The organism is Nocardia sp. NPDC004654 (genome assembly GCF_040609595.1).
Classification (GTDB): Bacteria; Actinomycetota; Actinomycetes; order Mycobacteriales; family Mycobacteriaceae; genus Nocardia.
The window spans coordinates 394146-410890 of the sequence record NZ_JBEXKI010000004.1; the positions used below are offsets into that span (position 1 = coordinate 394146).

General features: G+C 68.8%; 15 protein-coding genes. 4 read left to right on the plus strand and 11 right to left on the minus strand.

Annotation, left to right across the window (positions count from 1 at the left end):
- The first annotated feature begins 216 nt into the window (after window positions 1–216).
- Window positions 217–2805, plus strand: a complete 2589-nt coding sequence (gene pepN, locus ABZV58_RS16085; RefSeq protein WP_355000884.1) for an aminopeptidase N — start codon at window positions 217–219, stop codon at window positions 2803–2805.
- A 212-nt stretch (window positions 2806–3017) separates the two neighbouring features.
- On the opposite strand, the gene ABZV58_RS16090 is transcribed toward pepN, so the two are convergent.
- The 7 genes from ABZV58_RS16090 to ABZV58_RS16120 form a co-directional block, all read right to left on the minus strand.
- Window positions 3018–3218 (minus strand): DUF6186 family protein, encoded by a 201-nt coding sequence (locus ABZV58_RS16090; RefSeq protein WP_355000885.1) that lies wholly within the window; start codon window positions 3216–3218, stop codon window positions 3018–3020.
- The gene (locus ABZV58_RS16095) at window positions 3215–3631 is read right to left on the minus strand and encodes a DUF2484 family protein (RefSeq protein ID WP_355000886.1); all 417 of its coding nucleotides are present in this window, start codon (window positions 3629–3631) and stop codon (window positions 3215–3217) included. Before ABZV58_RS16095 ends, ABZV58_RS16090 begins: the two co-directional genes overlap by 4 nt.
- Window positions 3632–3741: 110 nt before the next feature.
- Complete coding sequence (locus ABZV58_RS16100) at window positions 3742–4545, minus strand: NAD(P)H-binding protein (RefSeq protein WP_355000887.1); 804 nt, start codon at window positions 4543–4545, stop codon at window positions 3742–3744.
- Window positions 4546–4679: 134 nt separating this feature from the next.
- Complete coding sequence (locus tag ABZV58_RS16105) at window positions 4680–5144, minus strand: DUF5130 domain-containing protein (RefSeq protein ID WP_355000888.1); 465 nt, start codon at window positions 5142–5144, stop codon at window positions 4680–4682.
- Complete coding sequence (locus tag ABZV58_RS16110) at window positions 5131–5409, minus strand: hypothetical protein (RefSeq protein WP_067787523.1); 279 nt, start codon at window positions 5407–5409, stop codon at window positions 5131–5133. Before ABZV58_RS16110 ends, ABZV58_RS16105 begins: the two co-directional genes overlap by 14 nt.
- Window positions 5410–5501: 92 nt before the next feature.
- Complete coding sequence (locus tag ABZV58_RS16115) at window positions 5502–7106, minus strand: glycoside hydrolase family 13 protein (protein WP_355000889.1); 1605 nt, start codon at window positions 7104–7106, stop codon at window positions 5502–5504.
- Window positions 7107–7218: 112 nt separating this feature from the next.
- On the minus strand, window positions 7219–7623 hold the full coding sequence (locus tag ABZV58_RS16120) for a globin (protein ID WP_355000890.1): 405 nt from the start codon (window positions 7621–7623) through the stop codon (window positions 7219–7221).
- Between the two features lie 240 nt (window positions 7624–7863).
- On the opposite strand from ABZV58_RS16120, the gene ABZV58_RS16125 reads away from it, so the two are divergent.
- Complete coding sequence (locus ABZV58_RS16125; protein WP_355000891.1) at window positions 7864–8580, plus strand: HNH endonuclease; 717 nt, start codon at window positions 7864–7866, stop codon at window positions 8578–8580.
- Between the two features lie 26 nt (window positions 8581–8606).
- Here the strand turns inward: ABZV58_RS16125 and ABZV58_RS16130 are convergent, their stop codons facing one another.
- The gene (locus ABZV58_RS16130; RefSeq protein WP_355000892.1) at window positions 8607–9176 is read right to left on the minus strand and encodes an XRE family transcriptional regulator; all 570 of its coding nucleotides are present in this window, start codon (window positions 9174–9176) and stop codon (window positions 8607–8609) included.
- 80 nt (window positions 9177–9256) lie between these two features.
- Here ABZV58_RS16130 and ABZV58_RS16135 point away from each other — a divergent pair, with 80 nt between their 5' ends.
- Window positions 9257–9991 (plus strand): AzlC family ABC transporter permease, encoded by a 735-nt coding sequence (locus tag ABZV58_RS16135; protein ID WP_355000893.1) that lies wholly within the window; start codon window positions 9257–9259, stop codon window positions 9989–9991.
- Window positions 9988–10299, plus strand: coding sequence for an AzlD domain-containing protein (locus ABZV58_RS16140; protein WP_355000894.1), 312 nt, complete (start codon window positions 9988–9990; stop codon window positions 10297–10299). Before ABZV58_RS16135 ends, ABZV58_RS16140 begins: the two co-directional genes overlap by 4 nt.
- Before the next feature lie 108 nt (window positions 10300–10407).
- Here the strand turns inward: ABZV58_RS16140 and ABZV58_RS16145 are convergent, their stop codons facing one another.
- From ABZV58_RS16145 to ABZV58_RS16155, 3 genes are all read right to left on the minus strand, one after another.
- The gene (locus ABZV58_RS16145) at window positions 10408–11073 is read right to left on the minus strand and encodes a hypothetical protein (RefSeq protein ID WP_355000895.1); all 666 of its coding nucleotides are present in this window, start codon (window positions 11071–11073) and stop codon (window positions 10408–10410) included.
- Window positions 11074–11110: 37 nt separating this feature from the next.
- On the minus strand, window positions 11111–11485 hold the full coding sequence (locus ABZV58_RS16150; protein ID WP_141813125.1) for a thioesterase family protein: 375 nt from the start codon (window positions 11483–11485) through the stop codon (window positions 11111–11113).
- A 295-nt stretch (window positions 11486–11780) separates the two neighbouring features.
- A complete protein-coding gene (locus ABZV58_RS16155) occupies window positions 11781–16730 on the minus strand; it encodes an NAD-glutamate dehydrogenase (RefSeq protein ID WP_355000896.1) in 4950 nt (1649 codons plus the stop codon).
- Window positions 16731–16745 lie beyond the last annotated feature (15 nt).

Here is a 16745-nt window from a genome sequence, read left to right on the forward strand (position 1 = left end):
CTCGCTAGCGGCCGCATGCGCCCATCAGTCGGTATTCGTCCCGGCCATGCGCAGTCGAGGGACCGACTTCGTCCGGCTGCGCCCACTAGGGTTGGCCGAGAAAGTTCCGCGCGGGCGGTCCCGCCCGGTGGCATTGTGGACGCTGTCGCGCTCCCGGTGGGCGATCCCGCCGCGAGCTCGCACCGTGCCGTGTTCGTCGAAGAGCGAAGGAGTTCCATGTCTGCCCCGAATCTCACCCGCGACCAGGCGATCGAGCGCGCCGCCACGGTCAGCGTCGAGAACTACCGCATCGAACTCGATCTCACCGACCAGCCGACCGGCACCGACGGCGCGGTCGGCGAGACGTTCGGCTCGAAGTCCACCGTGACCTTCACCGCGACGCCGGGCGCGAGCACTTTCATCGACATCGTCGCGGCCGGCGTGCGTTCGGCGGCGCTCAACGGCACCCCGCTCGACATCTCCGACTACGACGAGGCCAAGGGCATCGCCTTGCACAATCTGGCCGAGCGCAACGAACTGGTCGTCGAGGCGGACTGCGTGTACTCGCACACCGGCGAGGGCTTGCACCGGTTCGTCGATCCCACCGACGACAAGGTCTACCTGTACTCGCAGTTCGAGACCGCCGACGCCAAGCGCATGTTCGCCTGCTTCGACCAGCCGGACCTGAAGGCCACCTTCGACATCACCGCCACCGCGCCCGCCGACTGGGAAGTCGTCTCCAATGGTGCGGGCGGCAAGCGGGAATCCGGCGGGCTCGCCGTGCACACCTTCGCCACCACGCCGCGAATGAGCACCTACCTGGTCGCCATGATCGCTGGCCCGTACGCGAAGTGGACCGACACCTACACCGACGAGCACGGCTCGATCCCGCTCGGCATCTACTGCCGCGCGTCGCTGGCCGAGCACATGGACGCCGACCGCCTCTTCACCGAGACCAAGCAGGGTTTCGGCTTCTACCACGCCAACTTCGGCGTGCCCTACGCCTTCGGCAAATACGACCAGCTGTTCGTACCGGAGTTCAACGCTGGCGCGATGGAGAACGCGGGCGCGGTGACCTTCCTGGAGGACTACGTCTTCCGTTCCAAGGTGACCCGCGCGTCCTACGAGCGCCGCGCCGAGACCGTGCTGCACGAGATGGCGCACATGTGGTTCGGCGACCTGGTCACCATGAAGTGGTGGGACGACCTGTGGCTGAACGAGTCGTTCGCCACCTTCGCCTCGGTGCTGTGCCAGTCCGAGGCCACCGAGTACACCAACGCCTGGACCACCTTCGCCAACGTGGAGAAGTCCTGGGCGTACCGGCAGGATCAACTGCCGTCGACGCACCCGATCGCGGCCGACATCCCGGACCTCGCCGCGGTGGAGGTCAACTTCGACGGCATCACCTACGCCAAGGGCGCGAGCGTGCTCAAGCAGTTGGTGGCCTACGTCGGGCTGGAGCCGTTCCTGGCGGGTCTGCGCGACTACTTCGCCGAGCACGCCTACGGCAACGCCACTTTCGACGACTTGCTGACCGCGCTGGAGAAGTCTTCCGGCCGCGACCTGTCGACCTGGGGCTCGCAGTGGCTCAAGACCACCGGCCTCAACATCCTGCGGCCCGACTTCCAGGTCGACGCCGACGGCAAGTTCGGTTCCTTCGCGGTCGTCCAGGAAGGCGCGGCCCCCGGCGCGGGCGAGCGGCGCGTGCACCGGCTCGCGGTCGGCGTCTACGACGACCAGGACGGCAAGCTGGTCCGCACCCATCGCGTCGAGCTGGATCTCGATGCCGCCGAACGCACCGAGGTGCCCGAGCTGGTCGGCGTACCGCGCGGCAAGTTCGTGCTGGTCAACGACGACGACCTGACCTACTGCTCGGTGCGGCTGGACGCCGACTCGCTCGACGTGCTCGTCAACCGCATCGCCGACATCGCCGAGCCGCTCCCCCGCACGCTGGCCTGGTCGGCGGCGTGGGAGATGACCAGGCAGGCCGAGTTCAAGGCCCGCGATTTCGTGGCGCTCGTGCAGCGCGGCGTCGGCGCGGAAACCGAGATCGGCGTGGTGCAGCGGCTGCTCATGCAGGCGCACACCGCGATCGGCAGCTACGCCGATCCCGCGTGGGCGGCTTCGGTGGGCTGGCCCGAATTCGCCGACCGCCTGCTGGAATTGGCGCGCGAAGCCGAGCCTGGCTCGGACCACCAGCTCGCCTTCGTCAACGCGCTGACCGGCGCGCGGCTGTCGGCCTGGCACACCGAGGTGCTGCGCGAACTGCTCGACGGCGACCCGGCCTCGGTCGGTCTCGGCGGACTCGTGGTCGACACGGATCTGCGCTGGCGGCTGGTCAGCGCGCTCGCCGCGGCGGGCGAGATCGACGCCGAGGGCACGGCTTCTCCGACCATCGACCGCGAGCTCGCCAACGACCCGACCGCGGCGGGCAAGCGCCAGGCCGCGGCCGCGGCGACCGCGCGGCCGATCGCCGAGGTCAAGGAACAGGCGTGGACCCGGGTGATGGACGACGACTCGCTGCCCAACATCACCGCCCGCGCGATCGTCGGCGGCTTCGCACCGGCCGGTCAGGGCGAGCTGCTCGGCTCGTTCGTCGAGCGGTACTTCGCCGAGATCCCCGCGGTGTGGGAGCGGCGGTCCAGCGAGGTCGCGCAGACGGTCGTCGTCGGCCTGTACCCGGCGTGGGAGATCACCGACGACGCGGTCGCCGTCGCGGACAAGTTCCTCGCCGGGAACCACCCGCCCGCCCTGCGCCGCCTGGTCTCCGAGGGCAAGGCGGGCATCGAACGCTCGCTGCGCGCACGGGCGTTCGACGCACGATAGTCCGGATCGTCCGGAGGAGAGACCACGTCTCCTCCGGACGCAATCCGTCGGCCTCGCCGCAGTGGAAGCCGTCGGGCCCACCGTTTGAACGCCTCGCAGCCGCCACCAATGCGCGGCGTGCGATCCCTGTGCGCCCCCGCTTGGCCGAAGGTTCAGCGCGCCGCGCCGGGCCCGGCATCCCGAGCTGATCTACGTCAGGTCGGCGGGGATGTTCAGCGAGCGAGGAAGTGCCAGCCGAGCCACGCCCAGCAGAGCACCGCGAGGATGCGCACCGAGCGGTGGTCGAGGGCGGCGGCAGCCACTTCGGTCAGCGGGGCGATCAGATCCCGGCGGAGATGAGCGAGCGCGGTCAGGCCGAGGGCTAGCGCGAGGAGGGCGACGAAACCCGCGATGACGATGGCGCGCTCGGTCATCGCGTCGCCAGCCAGCAGCCGACGGCCAACCAGACCAGCCAGCCCGCGAAGCGCAGCGGGCCCTGTTCCAGACCCGGATCGAGCAGGGTCGAGAGAGTCGGATGCTGGTCGCTGGGCTTCGTCCAATCCGGTTGGCGCACAAAGGCGTACGCCTCCCATCCGGCGATCGCGAGCAGCAGCGCGGACCACATCGCGGTGCCGCGGCGCAGCGGCGGGTCCTTCGGCCGCACCGAGCTCCGGGAACGGATGGCCCGGATCAATACGGCCACGCCGACGACCACCACCAGCACTGTCGCGGCCCAGCCGAACGGCCGAGTTACGAACCCGACCGCCGCCACCGCGACGACGCAGACAACAGCGAGCACGCGCCATCCGCTCGACGGACGCGCTTCGGGCGTCGACTCCGCTGCCATCGTCGCAGGATACGACCACGACAGACCCGGAGCGCCACGTGGCGCTGCCGCCACTCCGCACAGCCGATCGGCTTCGGCGGTTCCGCCCAGCGGCGGCTGAGCCGCCCGGCTCAGCGGAACAGGTCGACGTTGTCCCGCGCCCACTGCGCGAAGGTGGTGGCCGGTGCGCCCGTCACGTCCGCGATCACGGTCGTGGCCTGTTGCGGGTGCTCGACCATGCTCGCGATCCCGTCGACGTACCACTGCGCGTACTCCCCCATATCCGGTTCGAGCAGCCGGATGGCTTCGTCACGTGGCAGCTGAACGACGGTGAGGTCCCGTCCGAGGGCGGTGCCGATGGCGCGGATCTTCTCGGCCCTGGTGAGCGTCTCCGGGCCCGTCAGCTCATAGGTTTTGCCCGCGTGTCCCTCGGTGAGCAGCACCTTCGCCGCGACGCGGGCGATGTCGTCCATGGTGAGTGGCGCGTTCGCGGCGTCCGGGTGCGGATCGCGGATCTCGTCCGAGGCTTTGATCTGTCCGGCCCAGATGGTGGCGTTCTCGGTGAACTCACCGGCGTACAGGTGGGTCCAGTCCAGGCCGGAACCCTCGACGGCCTTCGCGATGGGCTGCCAGTCGGTGGACGCGTCACCCGACAGATCCACGATATGCCGGATGCCCGCCGCCTTCGCCAGCTCCACCACCTCGTTCACCGTCTCCAGCACCGGCGCGAGATACATGCGGTCGACGCCCTCGAAGGCGGCGGGCAGCGAGGACAGCCGCCGCAGATAACCGTGCGCGACCTCGACGCCCGCGGGGAACGCCGCGCGCTCGGGATGGTTCGACAGCGCACGCACGTCCGTCGCGCCGCCCGCGAGCAGGTGGTCCACCACCATCCGTCCGATGTTGCCGGTCGCTCCCGTGACAAGAATCTTCATCTTCCCAAGGTGCTCGCACTCCGCCGCTCGCGACAACCCCCAATTCCGCAGCGCCGCAGGGACACCCGGAAACCCGAGCGGCGCGCCCACCCGAACCGGGTGGGCGCGCCGCGAGCACGCTGGTGACGTGGGGGTCAGCGACCGATGGCGGCAGCCATCACGCGGACCGCGGAGATCAAACCGTCGATCAGCTCGCCCTGGCGGATCGAACTCAGCGCGGCGGTGACGCCGAGCTGGCAGACGCGGTCGTTGGCGCGGTCGGCGACATCGTGGCCGGAGCGGACCTCGATCGCCTTCTCGTTGGGCGAGACGGCGATGAGCACCGAGCGCGCCGCCTCGGGGGTCGTGGCGAAGAGCGCGTCCGCGCCCGCCGCCGTGTCGGCGCCGAGATCGCCGACGTAGATGTTGAAGCGCACCTTGGTCGCCCTGGTCGCCTCGGTCAGCGCGTTGTCCATGGCGAGCCGCTCTTCATCGCTGAAGGGGGCTTCCCTGAAGAGGTCGCCCGCCTCGTGCACGCCGGACACGCGTCCGCTGCTGGTGAGGGCGTACCCGTGCGGGAGGTCGGCCTCGACCACCGCGGGCCACTTAGAACTTGCCACTTGCCCGGCCTCCGATCAGCTCAACCTGGGCGGATTCGATAGCCGCATGGCTGCCATGCGACTGAGCGGTGTCGTGGTGGCCGTGTCCGGTCACCTCGTCGGTAGCACTCCACAGCACCGGCTCCGCGGTCCACTTCTGTCCGAGTTCGAAGTGAACCGGCTTCTCGCCGGGCAGCGGCTTACCGAGAAACGACAATCCGGCGATCGCCGCGTAGATCACCAGCGGGATGCCGACGAAGATCAGCACTGTCTCGAGAATGCTCACGGCCTTACGGTAGACGATGCTGTGTAGTAGACGCTCGTCCGGTCGGCCACTCACCCCTGTGTCGTTCCAGCTTCCCCTGGTCGCGGTATAGGTCAGACCAGCCAGGCGGCCGCGTCGGGCGGCAGGTGGCCACTGGTCAGCGGCGCGCTGGCGAGGAGCAGTTCGCCGGGCGGTAGGGGGATCGGTGCGGCGCTCGCGTTGAGCACGCAGACCAGCCCGCCGGGGCGGCGGAAGGCAAGGCATCCGGCGGGACTGCCGTACCACTCGATCCGCGGGCCGGCGAATTCCGGTCGCAGGCCGCGTAACTCGATCGCCAGCCGGTACAGCGAGACAGTGGATCCGAGCTCCTCGAGCTGCGCCTCCACGGTCAGCCCGGCCCACTCCGGCGGAATCGGCAGCCACGAGCGCTCACCCTTGGTGAACCCGAACGGCGGCCGGTCGCCCTCCCACGGAATCGGCACCCGGCAGCCGTCGCGCCCGCGTTCGGTGCGGCCCGACCGTTCCCAGACCGGGTCTTGCAGCACTTCCTCGGGCAGGTCGTCCACGTTCGGCAGGCCGAGCTCGGCGCCGTTGTAGATGAACACCGAGCCGGGCAGCGCCAGCTCGACCAGGATCATCGCCTTGGCCCGTGCCAACCCGGTCGGGCCGCCGCCGTAGCGGGTGACCTCGCGTTCGACGTCGTGGTTGGACAGGGTCCAGGTGGGCGAGGCGCCGACCGGCGCGACCGCGGCCAGCGAATTGTCGATGGCGTGGCGGACCGCCTCGGCGGTGAACGCCGTCTCGGCCAGGCGGAAGTTGAAGGCCAGATGCAGTTCGTCGGGTCGCACGTATTCGCCGAAGCGGGTGTTGTCGTCGACCCAGACCTCGCCGATGGACACCGCGTTCGGGTACTCGTCGATCACCTTGCGGATGCGGCGGTGGATGTCGTGCACGGCCGGGTTGTTGAAGCGCGGGTCGCTGTCGTCGTGGATGAGCATCTTGGTGGACACGGTCTCCATGTCCGGCAGGCCCGGCGGTTTGGCCATGCCGTGCGCCACGTCGATGCGGAAGCCGTCCACGCCGCGGTCGAGCCAGAACCGCAGCGTCCGCTCGAAATCCGCGACGACCTCGGGATTCTCCCAGTTCAGGTCGGGCTGTTCGGGCGCGAACAGGTGCAGGTACCACTGGCCGGGCGTGCCGTCGGGCTCGGTGACCCTGGTCCACGCGGGTCCGCGGAAGATGCTCGGCCAATTGTTGGGCGGCTCGTCGCCGTTGGGTCCGCGGCCGTCGCGGAAGATGTAGCGCGCCCGTTCCGGGCTATCCGGCGCAGCGGCCAGCGCCGCTTGGAACCAGGGGTGCTCGCTGCTGGTGTGGTTCGGCACCAAGTCCATGGTGACCTTGAGTCGCCGGGCGTGCGCCTCGGCGATGAGCGCGTCGAGCGCGGCCATGCCACCGAACAGGGCGTCGATGTCGCGGGCATCGGCGACGTCGTAGCCACCGTCGGCCATCGGCGACCGCATCACCGGGCAGATCCACAGCGCGTCGACGCCGAGCAATTCCAGATAGCCGAGCTTCTCGCGGACGCCGCCTAGATCACCGATGCCGTCGCCGTCGGAGTCGGCGAAGGAACGGGGGTAGACCTGGTAGAACACGGCGGAACGCCACCACGGCTGGTCACTGCGGTCCGCCGGCGCCCGCACGGCAGGTGTAGCTGTCACGTTCCCAATAGTGCCAAAGGCATTCGGCGAATTCCCCTCGGGTGACCGCATGTCACACTATCTGGCAAATTCACAGCGAATACCTTTCGTGGCCGGTACGGCACCCCGTGGCTCACATCGGCGAGTTCACCAGCGAGTACGCGGCCATCTCCAGATAGTCGAGCAGGGCCTTGCGGTGTTCGTCGTCGAGGACCTCCGGCTCGATCTCCGCGACCGCGATGTGCATGCAGCGGAGCCAGGCGTCGCGTTCGAGCGGGCCGATGGTGAACGGCATGTGCCGCATCCGCAGCCTCGGATGTCCGCGTTCGTCGGAGTAGGTGCGCGGACCGCCCCAGTACTGTTCCAGGAACATGCGCAGCCTGCGCTCCGCGGGGCCGAGGTCCTCTTCCGGATAGAGGGGGCGCAGGATCTCGTCGGCGGCCACCTCCCGGTAGAACACCGCCACCAGCCGATGGAACGTCTCCGCGCCGCCGACCGCCTCGTAGAACGACGTCGTGGTCTGCTCGCCCGAACTCATCAGGTCCTCTCGATTGGTCGAATCCCCGCACTCCATTGTGCCCGGCGCGGGCCGAGGCGCCACGGCTGGACGGACCGCGCGACCGCGGTCCAGATAGCGGAGCGGCGGCTCTTCAGCGGCAGTTAACCCAACATTGTGCGAAATCACCGTGCAATCAGGCGAGTTCCATGGTCATATTGGTGGCAGTCTCCGCTGGAGATACCACATGATCTTGAACCTGACGAAATCGGGGTCTCCCTAATGAAGCAGCGGCACGGCCGGTCACACGAGGCCAGGACCCACCGACAACTCCAGCCCGCCGACGTCCACAATCGTGGGTCGGGGGCTACTCCGCTGCACATCTTGTCCGATCACCATCCGGGATCCCACCGCCCGGGTGAGGCTCCTCATCGCGCCGATCACGGCCACCATCTCACGCCGGTCCAGGCCGAGACCGCCAACTGGTTGAAGCGCCGGGTGTTGCTTCTGAACGCCACCTACGAGCCGCTCACCGCGTTGTCCGCCCGCCGTGCCGTCGTCCTGCTCATCTGCGACAAGGCCGACGCCGTGCACCACAATCCCGAAGGACCGGTCGTCCATTCCGCCGGATCCGAGGTGGCCATTCCCTCGGTCATCCGTTTGCGCACCTACGTGCGCGTCCCCTATCGCGCCCGCGTCCCGATGACCAGGGCCGCGCTCATGCACCGCGACCGCTACCGCTGCGGATACTGCGGCGGCAAGGCCGAGACCATCGACCACGTCATCCCGCGCAGCCGCGGCGGCGAGCATTCCTGGGAGAACTGCGTGGCCAGCTGCGCGCCGTGCAACCATCGCAAAGCCGACAAGTTGCTCAGTGAGCTGGGCTGGTCGTTGCGATCGCCGCTGGTGTCGCCGAAAGGGCCGCACTGGCGGCTGCTGTCCACGACCTCCGACCTCGATCCGATCTGGTTGCAGTATCTGGGCGAAGGCGCTGCCTGAAAACGACCCCGATCGGCAGCTGAACCTCAGCCGTACTCGATGACGAGTGTCGCCCAGGTGCCGGGTTCCAGCGCCTCGAAGATGTGCGGCGCGTCACCTGGGTAGGCGATGTAATCGCCCGGTCCCAGCTCCACCGGCGACTCGGTCGGGCCGACCATCGCCCGCCCCGTCGCGAGTAGGACATGCTCGATCACGCCGGGGATGTGCGGGTCCGAGGCGCGCGGGTGGCCGGGTTCGGCGGTGATGCGGAACAGGTCGCGGCGAGTGTTCGGCAAACCGGACGCGAGCAGCGTCGCTGTGTATTCCGACTGCTCGGCCGCCACCTGCGGCCCCTCGCCCGCCCGGATCACCTGGACGGTCGGACGCGGCGGATCGAGCAGCCGGGAGAACGGCATGTCCAGCGCGACGCACAGCGCCCACAGCGTTTCCAGGCTCGGGTTCCCACTACCCGACTCCAGTTGGGAGAGCGTGGATTTCGCGATTCCCGCCCGGTTGGCCACCTCGCTCAGCGAGAGCCCGGCGCGGCTGCGCTCGCGGCGCAGCGAAGCCGCGATCACCGCCTGCGGCGTCGCCGTCGTGGTGTCGTTCCGCGCCATGCCCCAGCTCCCGTCGAGTCCGAACCGCCCAACAGAAAACCATATTGACGAACCGGCCTGCCATGTTCACTATAAGCTACATGCGTTCGATATGGCGAACACTGGACCGGGAGACGCTGTCCGGCATCGCGGCGGTCTGCCTCGCGGTCGCCGTCATCGGCGTCTCCTACGGTACGACCGCGGTGGCCGAGGGCTTTCCGGTGTGGCTGCCGGTGCTGCTCGGCACCGTCGTGCTCGCGGGCGGCGCGGAGTTCCTGTTCATCGGCATCGTCGCGGCGGGCGGCAACCCGATCGCGGCGACGCTGGCCGGGCTGCTGGTCAACGCGCGACACCTGCCCTACGGACTTTCGGTGCCCGACGTCGTCGGCACCGGCTGGCGGCGGCTGATCGGCGTGCACGTGATGAACGACGAGGCGGTCGCGATGGCGCTGGCCGAATCCGAGCCCGACCGCCGCCGCGCCGTCTACTGGGCTTGCGGACTCGGTGTTCTGCTCGCCTGGCCGGGCGGGGCGGCGCTCGGCGCGCTCATCGGGACGGTGGTGCCGGACACCTCGGTACTCGGGCTCGACGCGGTGTTCCCCGCGGTGTTGCTCGCGTTGGTCGTTCCTGCGCTGCGCGACCGGACGACGTTCGGGGCGGTATGCGTCGGCGCGGGCGTCGCGGTGCTGAGCGCGCCGTTCCTACCAGCGGGTTTGCCTGTGCTGCTCGCGCTTTCGGGAGTGGTGGTCGCGGCGATCGCGCTGGGGCGCACGCCCTCCGCAACGGAGAGCGCCGACTACATCTCCTGCGACTGCGGACCGAAGGAAGCTCGATGACGTTGGCCGCCGGAGTGATCGCCCTCGCCGCGGGCACCTACGCCTTCCGCTGGGCCGGACCCGCGTTGCGCAGCCGCATCCGATTTCCGGAACGTGCGCGCCAATTGCTGGAGATCGGCGCGGTCGTGCTGTTGGCCGCATTGGTCGCCGTGACGACCCTGCCCTTCGGCACCGGGCATGTCGGCGTCGCATTGCCCGCCGGGGTGGTGGTCGGCGGAGTCCTCGCGTGGCGACGCAGTCCACTGCTCGTGGTGATCCTGGCCGCCGCGGCGACCACCGCCGTGCTGCGGCTCATCGGAGTTTCCTGATCCGCCGCGGAAACTCGGCGGCTGGTGCGGCGCCCAGAATGGTCGACACGCACGGCGCTCTGCGCGGCGGCGGACGACTGCCCAGCTGTGTTCGTCGGCTGCGGGCGATCAGTTCGGCAGCAGCGGGATGCTGCCCGCGCGGCGGCGGGCGACCGAACCGTAGCGGGCGTCGAGGCGCAGCCAGGTGGCGGTGGCGCGGACGCGCACGATCTCGGCGGCCGGGATGCGGCGAGCCTCGGCCTTCTCACCGGAGTGCGGGATGAAATCCATTGCGGTGAGGGCGAAGACGACGCGCATCGGCACCTCCACCCGGGTGTCGGCGGCCGAGACGGTGAGTACGGTCTGGTCGAGCAGCGAGGCGGGCGGGCCGTGCTGGCTGCCGTGTTCCTTGGCCAATTCCGCTCCACGCTCGGCCAATTCGACGAGGGTACGGGCGGGCACATCGTCGACGTGCGCGAATCCGTCGATGGGCGGCAGCGCGCTACGCCAAGCCGAGTCCATCGAGTAACCCAGGTCGATCGGGCTACCCGAGGCGAGTCCGGCCAGCACCAGGTCGGCGCCGACGGTGACGTCGTCGACGCCGAGTTCGGCGATCACCGTCCGCACCGCGAGCGCTTCGAAACCCGTCGCGACCCAAGCCGATACGTAGCGCTCACCGCGGCGGCGCAGGCGCACCACCGCGGCTTGGTCCAGCCGGACGGCCCTGCTCAGGAACGTGGCGAGGTTCTCACGTTCGGCCGGGTCGGAAACGTGCAGCACGCGCTGCTCTGTCATCACAACCGTTCTGTCGTCACCGGCGATCGCGTCGCGGTCACTTGTCCATCCACCCGGCCAGGTACTCGCGCTCCGGCTCGGTCAGGCGGCGCAACCGCTGGGTATCGATGTCGAACGCCGCGAGCTGGGTGGTGGCGAGCACGGCGGGCGGCGAGTCGGGCGCCGCGCCGTTGGCCCGCACCTCGTAGCCGACCGTGAAATCGACCGCGCGCAACTGCTCGATCCACATCGCGATATCGAGCGGGGTGTCCTCGTGGCGCAGCTGCCCGCGGTAGCGCACGCGCAGGTCCGCCAGCACACAGCCGGACCGCAGCGAGGAGGTCGGGCGGCCTTCCTCGAACAGCCACGGGATACGCGCCTCTTCCAGCAAGGTCACCATCCTGGCGTGGTTGACGTGCTGGAACACGTCCATGTCGGACCACCGGATCTCGACCTTGGCGTGAAAACGCTTGGGCAGCAGCACGGAACTTCCGCGACCCTTCCCGTCACCGTTCAACGAATTCGTCACTGTGGTACCTCCGGGGGACGCCCAGTCACCCACCAGGACGCACACGCTGCGGCGTCGCAACAGGCAGACGAGGCGAGATCGTGGGTCTGAAAAATCCGACTACGCCGACACTGCGATCCGGGACGCACCCGGATCGAGACCGATCTTCGCCGTCCAGTATCGCAATGTCGGCCCGAGGGGTCCTGTCGGGGGCCGCCCGTCAGCGAGGCACCTCCGATTGCGCGCCGACACCACTGACCATGCTGCGCACCTGCCGTGCCGCGACGGACAGCGTCGCCAAGTCGTGGGCGCCGGATTCGAACAGTTCCGAAAGCGCCGCCCGCGCGCGGCCCAGCCTGGACTGGTTCTTCGACTCCCAGTAGGCGATCTTCTCGTCGGCGGTCTCCTCCGGCTCACCGGCGGAGAGCACGTCCAGGGTGAGCGAGCGCAGCGAACCGTACATGTCGTCGCGCAGCGCCAGCCTGGCCAGCGCGTGCCACCGGTCGCCGCGCTCCAGGTGACTCACCGCCTGGAGCAACCAATCGATCTTGAGGTGGTCGTTCAGCGCGTAGTACAGCGCGCCGACCTCCTCGCCGTCGCGGTCGGTGATGTCGGCGATGTCGAGCACGTCGAGCAGCGGGAACAGTGTCAGCAGGCCGAACACCTCGGTGGCCAGATCGGTCGGCGCGCCGCGCGCGATCAACTCCGCGGACTGATCGGTCAGCGTCGCCACGTGGTGGCCGCGCAGCCAACCGGGGACCTTCGAGGCCAGCTCGCGCACGCCCCGGCTGTACCGGTTGATCTCGGCGCCGACGGCGATCGGCTGCGGGCGGTTGCTGAGCAGCCACCGCGAGGCGCGGTCCAGGGTGCGTTTGGTCTCCAGCTCCAGTTCGTCGCGCACGGAGATGGGAATGTCGGCCGAACGGATCCGCGCCCACATGGAATGCAGGTCGAAGATCTCGGTGGTCGCCGCGAAGGCACGCACCGCGTCGGCTGCCGTCGCGCCCACCTCCTCGATCAGCCGGAACGCGTAGCTGATCCCGCCGTAGTCGACCATCTCGTTGGCGATCATCGTGGTGACGATCTCCCGGCGCAGCCGGTGCTTCTTGATGGCGCTGCCGAAGCGGGTCCGCAGCGGCGTCGGGAAGTACTCCGGCAGGCGGGCCGCGAAGTAGGCCATGTCCGGCAGATCGGAGTCGAGCAGGTCGGCCTTGAGCGAAAGCTTCACGTGCGCCATGAGATTGGCCAGTTCCGGTGAGCACAGGCCCGCGCCGTCCTCCTGGCGGCGCTTCATCTCGACGTCGGAGGGCAACGCCTCGAGTTCGCGGTCCAAGCCACGGCGCTGTTCGAGCTCGTCGATGAGCCGCATGTTGACGTTCATCATGCGCGGCGCCTCGAAACGCGACATGCCCATGAGGAAGTTCTGGGACACGTTGTCGCGCAACACCATTCTGGCGACCTCGTCGGTCATCGAGGCGAGCAACGGGTTGCGCTCCTCCTTGGGCAGCAGACCGCTGCTGACCACGCCGTCGAGCAGGACCTTGATGTTGACCTCGTGGTCGGAGCAGTCCACGCCCGCGGAGTTGTCCAGCGCGTCGGTGTTCATCTTGCCGCCGTTGCGGGTGAACTCGATGCGGCCGAGCGCGGTGGCGCCGAGGTTGCCGCCCTCGCCGATCACCCTGACCCGCAACTGGTTTCCGTTGACGCGCACCGGATCGTTGGACTTGTCGCCGACATCGGCGTTGGACTCGGTGCTCGCCTTGATGTAGGTGCCGATGCCGCCGTTCCACAGCAGCTGCGCCGGCGCGAGCAGGATCGCACGCACGAGTTCCGGTGGCGAGAGGGATTCCACGTTCTCGCCGAGGCCGAGCGCGGCTCGCGCCTGCGGGCTGATCGGCACGGACTTCACCGTGCGATCCCACACGCCGCCGCCCGCGCTGATCAGCGAGGTGTCGTAATCGGCCCAGGAGGACCGCGGCAGTGCGAACATGCGCTGCCGCTCGCGGAAGGAGCGGGCGGCGTCCGGATTCGGATCGAGGAAGATGTGCCGGTGGTCGAAGGCCGCGACCAAGCGGATGTGCTCGGAGAGCAGCATGCCGTTGCCGAAGACGTCGCCGCTCATGTCGCCGATGCCGACCACGGTGAAGTCCTCGGTCTGGGTATCGATGTCCATCTCGCGGAAGTGCCGCTTCACGCTTTCCCACGCGCCCTTGGCCGTGATGCCCATGGCCTTGTGGTCGTAGCCCGCGGAGCCGCCGGAGGCGAACGCGTCACCGAGCCAGAATCCGTAGCTCTGGGCCACGTCGTTGGCGATGTCGGAGAACGTCGCGGTGCCCTTGTCGGCGGCGACCACCAGGTAGGTGTCGTCGCCGTCGCGGCGGACCACCCGCGCGGGCGGCAGCACCCGGCCGGTGGCCAGGTCGACGTTGTCGGTGAGGTCGAGCAGACCGGAGATGAAGGTGCGATAGCAGGCGACGCCCTCCGCGCCCAGCGCCTGCCGGTCCGCGACCGGATCGCCGGTCGAGGCGGGCGGACGCTTCACCACGAATCCGCCCTTGGCGCCGACCGGGACGATCACCGCGTTCTTCACGGCCTGCGCCTTCACCAGACCGAGGATCTCGGTGCGGAAGTCCTCCAAACGGTCCGACCAGCGCAAGCCGCCGCGCGCGACCGGACCGAAGCGCAGGTGCACGCCCTCGACCCGCGGCGAGTACACGAAGATCTCGAATTGCGGCCTCGGCTTGGGCAATTCGATGATCTCGCGCGGCTCGACCTTCATCGCGAGGAAGTCGCGCGACCTGCCTTCGCCGTCGGTCACGTAGTAGTTGGTGCGCAACGTCGCCTTGACGAGGCCGAGGATGGCCCGCAGGATGCGGTCCGCGTCCAGGCTCACCACCTCGTCGATACGGGCGCGCAGCGCGGCGTCCAGTTCGCCGGCCCGCTCGGCCGAGACGGTGTCCGGATCGAACCGCGCGGTGAACAGGTCGACGAACAACCGCGCCACATCCGGATAGGTCAGCAGCACCCTGGAGATATTGGCTTGGCTGTACGGGAAGCCGGCCTGCTGAAGGTATTTCGCGTAGGTGCGCAGGATCGACACGGCACGCCACGGCAGCCGCGCGCGCAGCACCAGCTCGTTGAGGCCGTCGGCCTCGGCACGGTCGTACCAGACCGCCTCGAAGGCGTCGGTGAAGCGTTCCCGCAGGCCACGCACCTCGGCCTCGAGCGCGTCGGCCCGCGCCGGGGACTCCAGCAGTTCGGCGTCCAGATCGCGGTCCAGTGAACTGCGCAGCAGCTCGGGGCGGGCCAGCAGACCGAAGTCGTAGATCCAGCGCTCCACGCTCGGGCCGCCGGGCGTGGCCGGGTCCAGCTGGATCTGGTAGGGCCGCTCGTCGACCACCTCGACGCCGAGGCTTTGCAGCACCGGAAGCACTTGGCTCAGCGAGACGCCGGTGCCGCCGATGTAGAGCGTGAAGCGCCACGAGCCGGGCGCCGACTCCGGCTTGCGGTAGAGATGCTGGGCGATCGCGCCCTCGGCCAGACGCTCCAGCCTGCCGATGTCGCGCAGGGCGCGGCCCGGGCTGAAGTCCTGCTTGTATCCCTCGGGGAAAGCGGCGGCGTAGCGCTGCACCAGGGCGGGATCGAGCACTGTCGAAGTGCTCACTTCGTCGTTGAGGTGGTCGTCCCAGGTGTTGCTCGCCTCGGCGAGCAGTCGCTGGATGCGCAACCGGTTGGCTTCGGAGGTGTCGACGACGGCGGGCGCCTCGCCGGACACGGGCGGCGCGGTGAACTGGACGTCGGGCATCCGCACCGTGAAATACACACTGGCGAGCTCGCTTTCGCTCACCCGTGCGGAGTAGTCGATGGAGACGCCGCCCAGTTCGCGAACCAGGATGTCCTGCATCTCCAGCCGCACCCGAGTGGTGTAGCGATCGCGCGGCAGGTAGACCAGGCAGGCCACGAACCGGCCGTAGGTGTCCAGCCGCATGAACAGGCGAACCTGGCGGCGCAGGCCGACATTGAGCACGGCGAGGGCGGTGCGACGCATGGTCTCGGTGTCGGAGGAGAACAGTTCGGTGCGCGGGAACGACTGGATGACCTCGAGCATCGCCTGGCCGGAGAAGGAGTCCAGGTCGAACCCGCTCTCCTCGATCACCGAGCGCACCTGGCGGCCGATCACCGGGATGTCGAGGACGTTCTCGTGCACCGCCGTCACGGTGAAGACGCCGATGAACAGGTGCTCGCCGATGATCGCGCCGAACTCGTCGAAATCGGCGACGCCGACGAAGTAGGGGTACACCGAACGGTGCACGGTGGCGGGTACGAGACCCTGGGTCAGCATCAGCAACGGGCGATCGGCGCCGTTGACCGGTACGTGGAAATCGGTGCCGACATCCGGACGCAGCACGCCGAGGCAGGTGCCGGGCAGCGGATTCGACACGGATTTGTCGCCCTCGGTACTCAGGCGATAGCGGGCGAATCCGAGCACCGTGAAATTGCCCTGGCCCAGCCAGCGAAGCAGATTGGCGCAGTCGGTCAGTTCGGTCGCGGAGAACGGCGCGGCGCCGGTTTTCGCCGCCAGTTCCAAATGGGCGGCCAGCTCGCTCTGGACTTGTTTGATGGCCTCGGTGTCGCCGATGACCTGCCGCACGTCGGCGATCACGTCCGGCATGGCGTGTTCGATGCGCTCGAGCTGGGCGCGGCTGGTGGAAGGGTGCAATTGCAGGTGCATCCAAGACTCGCGCAGCGCCATCGACCCATTGGCGTCGACCTCGTGCGGCACCGCTCTGGTCAGCCGTCCCTCGTCGTCGCGCTCGATCTCGAAGATCGGATGGATGACCTCGCTGACGCTCACTCCGATCCGGCTCAGCGACGAGGTGATCGATTCGACCAGCAGCGGCATGTCGTCGGTCACGACCTGGACCGCGGCGCCCAACCCCGAACCGTCGTCCGGGTGATAGATCCGGACCAGGGCGCGACCGGTCTGGCGCGTCATCGCCAATTCCAGGTGCCGCCGAAAGATCTGGGTGATACCCGTGATCGCACAGTCCACATCGCCCGCGTCGACGTGGCGGAAATACGCCTCTTCGAGGGTCGCGAGGTCACCGCGCAGCGACTGCGGCAAACTCGCGGCCCACGCCGCACTGGACAATTCGGACGAGACCGTCATTTTTTCGCCAACTCC